This is a genomic window from Streptomyces sp. NPDC048191 (genome assembly GCF_040652655.1).
Lineage (GTDB): Bacteria > Actinomycetota > Actinomycetes > Streptomycetales > Streptomycetaceae > Streptomyces.
The window spans coordinates 1-3,935 of record NZ_JBEZMO010000075.1; the positions used below are offsets into that span (position 1 = coordinate 1).

Annotated in this window: 4 protein-coding genes and 2 pseudogenes; 1 reads left to right on the forward strand and 5 read right to left on the reverse strand. The window is 74.1% G+C overall.

Features of this window, described 5'->3' with window-relative positions:
- Positions 1 to 110: 110 nt before the first annotated feature.
- Positions 111 to 349: pseudogene (locus tag AB0D93_RS41340) on the reverse strand (heme-binding protein); the annotation flags it as partial.
- A gap of 171 nt (positions 350 to 520) precedes the next feature.
- A complete protein-coding gene (gene sigJ / locus AB0D93_RS41345; RefSeq protein WP_362131875.1) occupies positions 521 to 1,471 on the reverse strand; it encodes an RNA polymerase sigma factor SigJ in 951 nt (316 codons plus the stop codon).
- 169 nt (positions 1,472 to 1,640) lie between these two features.
- Between sigJ and AB0D93_RS41350 the strand changes: the two genes are divergently transcribed.
- A complete protein-coding gene (locus AB0D93_RS41350) occupies positions 1,641 to 2,333 on the forward strand; it encodes an NAD(P)H-binding protein (RefSeq protein ID WP_362131878.1) in 693 nt (230 codons plus the stop codon).
- Between the two features lie 10 nt (positions 2,334 to 2,343).
- Here AB0D93_RS41350 and AB0D93_RS41355 read toward each other — a convergent pair whose 3' ends face one another.
- The 3 genes and pseudogenes from AB0D93_RS41355 to AB0D93_RS41365 form a co-directional block, all read right to left on the reverse strand.
- The gene (locus AB0D93_RS41355) at positions 2,344 to 2,733 is read right to left on the reverse strand and encodes a VOC family protein (RefSeq protein WP_362131884.1); all 390 of its coding nucleotides are present in this window, start codon (positions 2,731 to 2,733) and stop codon (positions 2,344 to 2,346) included.
- Between the two features lie 121 nt (positions 2,734 to 2,854).
- Positions 2,855 to 3,583: a hypothetical protein gene (locus AB0D93_RS41360; protein WP_362131881.1), complete on the reverse strand. Its 729-nt coding sequence runs from the start codon at positions 3,581 to 3,583 to the stop codon at positions 2,855 to 2,857.
- A 72-nt stretch (positions 3,584 to 3,655) separates the two neighbouring features.
- Positions 3,656 to 3,772, reverse strand: a pseudogene (locus AB0D93_RS41365) (amidohydrolase); the annotation flags it as partial.
- Positions 3,773 to 3,935: the final 163 nt, after the last annotated feature.

Here is a 3,935-nt window from a genome sequence, read left to right on the forward strand (position 1 = left end):
GGCGCGGGCGCCGGGGGGGGCGCCCGGGCGCCCGGCCCCCGCCCGCGCCTCCCCGGAGGCGCAGGAGCGCGAGGGGAGGCGCGCGTGAGCACGGCGGGTCCCTCGGCCGGTCAGCGGCCGAGCACCGCCGCACCGGCCTGCGCGTACTTCTCGTCCAGATCGCCGGACGGGGCACCCGCGACACCGATGCTCGCCACTGGGGCACCCTTGGTGGTCACCGGCGCGCCGCCCGCGACGAACAGCGTGCCCGGGATGTCCTCCAGGCCGGCGCCTGCTGAAGCCGCTCGGTCAGCTCCGAGGTGGGCGCGTTCCAGGACACGGCCGTGAACGCCTTGCACTCCGCGGACTCGCCGGGTGCGCGGTCCCGCTGTCGTCTGCGACGACCACGCGGTCGTACGCGCCGGCCTGCTCGCCCTGCTGCACAGCGCCCCCGGCACCGACGTCGTCGGCGAGGCCGGCAGCGGTGAAGGTCTCTCCCGGCGGGACGCCGCTTCCGGCGGCGTCCCGCGCGTGCGCGTCGCTAGAAGCCCTCCGGGGCCGGCCCGCCCGGCCTCACGGCCGAGAGCTTGTCCGGGTTCGTGACGAGGTACACCTCGCGGACCCGCTCGCCGTCCGCGTCGAGGTCCATGACCATCACCGCGTGCGGGGAACCGTCCTCGAACACCACCACGGCCGCGTCACCGTTGACGTCCCGGTGCTGGAACTCCAGGTCCGCCGCCGAGCGCGCGGCATATCCGGTCAGCGCCCGCGCCACCTTGTCCCGGCCGCGGATCGGCCGTGGTGCCGCCTGCGCCTTGCCGCCGCCATCCGTCCAGAGCGTGGCCTCCGGCGCCAGGATCTCCAGCAGCGCCCCGAGGTCCCCGCCGAGCGCGGCGGCCACGAACCGCTCCGTCGCCTGCCGCCGGACCCTGGGATGGGCCTGGTACCGGGGGCGCCGGGCGCGCACATGGGCCCGGGCGCGGTGCGCGAGCTGCCGTACGGCCGCGGGGCTGCGGCCGAGGATGCCGGCGGTCTCGGTGTGCGCGTAGCCGAACACCTCGTGCAGGACGAACACCGCCCGCTCCAGCGGGGTCAGGGTCTCCAGGACGACCAGCATGGCCAGGGACACCGACTCGGTGCGGACCGCGGGCTCGGACGCGTCCTCCCCGGCAGGACCGTCCGTCAGCAGGGGTTCCGGCAGCCACGGCCCGACGTAGGTCTCGCGGCGCCGGGCGATCCGCGCCCGTCGGGCGAGCGCGTGCCGCACGGTGATCCGCACCAGATAGGCCCGCGGATGCTCGACCTCCGCCACCTGCCCGGCGTCACCGGCACTCGACCGGCCCGCCCAGGACAACCAGGTCTCCTGCAGGACGTCCTCGGTGTCGGTGACGCTGCCCAGCATGTGGTACGCCACCGCGAACAGCAGCTCGCGGTGGTCGAGGAACGCCTGTGTGGCGGTGTCGGTCCCGGCGGGCGCCCGGCTGTCGGACATGGCATCTCCTCACGACGTCTCCCCACCCAGAGGGCCCGGGTCCCCGGAGTGTGACATCGCGGAGCGGTCGTGTGCCCCATGTCTCATCCTCCGCCGGTCCTGTCACACCCGCCGCCGTGCGGGCGCTCTCGGTCCACGGCAGCAGCACCACGCAGCGAAGGAGAAACCCATGCGACTCGTCGTCTTCGGCGCCAACGGACCGACCGGACGGCAGGTCGCCGAGCAGGCGACCGCCGCCGGTCACACCGTGACCGCCGTGACCCGCCACCCCGACGCCTTCCCGCTCCGCCGTCCCGGGCTGCGGGTCGAGGCGGCCGACGTCCTGGACGCGGCGGACGTCGACGGCGTCGTCGCCGGTCACGACGCGGTGATCTCCACCCTCGGCGTCCCCTACGGACGCGCTCCGGTCACGGTCTACTCGACGGGCATCACCCACATCACCCGGGCCATGACCGGGCACGGGATCCGGCGGCTGGTGTGCGTGACCTCCACCATCCTGTTCGACGTCCCGGCACCCGGCGAGGGCTTCGTCTTCCGGAAGGTGCTGGAGCCCTTCTTCGCGCGGGTCGTCGGGCGCACGGTCTACGACGACATGCGCCGCATGGAGGAGATCGTCCGCGGGAGCGGTCACGACTGGACGGTGCTCCGGCCGGCGGGCCTGTTCGACACCGGCGAGGTGAGCGACTACCGGCTCGCCACCGGCCGGCTGCCCGGGCGGTTCACCTCCCGGGCCGACCTCGCGCACGCGCTCCTGCGCGAGGCCGTCACCGAGGGGCATGCGCGCGCCTTCCTCGACGTACGCACCACCGAGGGCACCCCGCGCCTCCTCGACGTCATCAAGAAGGAGGGGTTCGGCAGGTGAAGCCCGCCGGTTACGCGGGCCGGCCGCCGTAGGGGACGGTGATCAGTTCCATGGCGTGGCCCGCCGGGTCCATGAAGTACACGCCACGACCGCCGTCGTTGTGGTTGATCGTGCCGGGCTGCCGCCGGTGGGGGTCGGCGTAGTGCTCGATGCCGCGCTGCCGGATGCGCGTGTACGCCGCGTCGAACTCCTCCTCGGAGACCAGGAAGGCGTAGTGCTGCGGGGTGATCGCGTCCTCGGGGACGGTCGCGAAGTCCAGGGTGACTCCGTTGCTCAGGGCGACCGCGACGAACGGGCCCCACTCTCCGCTGATCTCGAGACCGAGCAGTCCGGTGAAGAACTCGGCGGACTCCCGGTTGTCCCGGGCATGGACGATGGTGTGGTTCAACTCGACCGACAAGGAATGCCTCCAGGGCATGTCCCGGCACCTCCATGCCTCACCCGGTCGGTGACCGGCACGCGATGCCGCCGCCGATCGTAACCATCGGGGCGGCGGTGCGTCGACGTCGTTCCCGTCCGGTTCAGCCGACCGTGTCGCCCGCGGCCACGGGGTGTGCCTCCAGTTCCGCGGTCGCGAGCAGGTCGGCGATCAGCTCGGCCGTCCCTCCGACGCAGGTGCTGGTCAGATCGACGTCCCCGCCCACGCACCAGGCCCGGTCCGCTGGCCACCACAGGTCGGGGAGTTCGGCGAACTCGTCCAGGGACACCGGTGTGACGGCGTCGGCCAGGGTGCCGGAGAGCAGCACCTCCTCCCGGCCGGGGGTCTCGAAGCAGGGCACCCGGTCGAAGTCCCAGCGGCCGTATCCGTTCCACAGGCCGAACCAGCACCGTCCGGGGGTCGTGGTGTGCCGGGCCAGCACGGGTACGAGGGCCCGCGCGACACCGGGCGGGGGCGGCCCCTCCGCGGGGTGCTCGTCCCAGACGCCGGGCAGGCCGTACTCGGAGGCGTTGGTGTAGTCGCTGTCCAGCCCCGCGACCTCGTACCAGCGGGAGCCCGGGGTGACGCGGGTCCCGTGCGCGGCGGCCACCGCCGACCAGCGCACCGGCCGTTCGTCCCGCGACGCCGGGTGCAGGATCCGGGCGTAGGCCTCGAAGCCGGGACCACTGACGCCGGCGACCGTCCCGAAGGCGCCGCAGTCCGGCGCCGACACGGTGAGCCACCGGGCGGGGGAGAGGTCGTCGGTACGGACGCGCAGGCGTCCGTACCACTGCGGTGCGGGGGCCCGGTGAACCGGTCGGAACTCGTCCATCCGCACAGTGTGCCGGGTGCGGCGGGCAGGGTTGCGACCCCGGTCCGTCGAGCGGAGCGCCGTGGGGCTCCGTCATGCGCCCCGGTGCACCAGGTACCCGCCGGTGACCGTCAACGCCACGGGGGACTCGGCCGGTTCGTCGCCGGGCGCGTGCAGGGGGTCCACGGCCGACGCGGTGAGGTCGGCCCGGTGGCGGTCCGGTTCCGTATCCCTGGCCACCTGACGCACCTCCCCGCCCGGATCGTACGGACAGGTACCTTGCTCACGTCGGGGAATCCGTGGATCCCTGATCACCTGAACGGGACGTGGGCGGGCCGGCCCGGAGCAGACGCTCCGGGCCGCGGCGGCGGGC

Bases quoted from the DNA above. Each gene is read 5' to 3' on its own strand.
- AB0D93_RS41350 (WP_362131878.1), top strand. From the start codon at position 1,641: ATGCGACTCGTCGTCTTCGGCGCCAACGGACCGACCGGACGGCAGGTC.
- sigJ (WP_362131875.1), bottom strand. From the start codon at position 1,471: ATGTCCGACAGCCGGGCGCCCGCCGGGACCGACACCGCCACACAGGCG.
- AB0D93_RS41360 (WP_362131881.1), bottom strand. From the start codon at position 3,583: ATGGACGAGTTCCGACCGGTTCACCGGGCCCCCGCACCGCAGTGGTAC.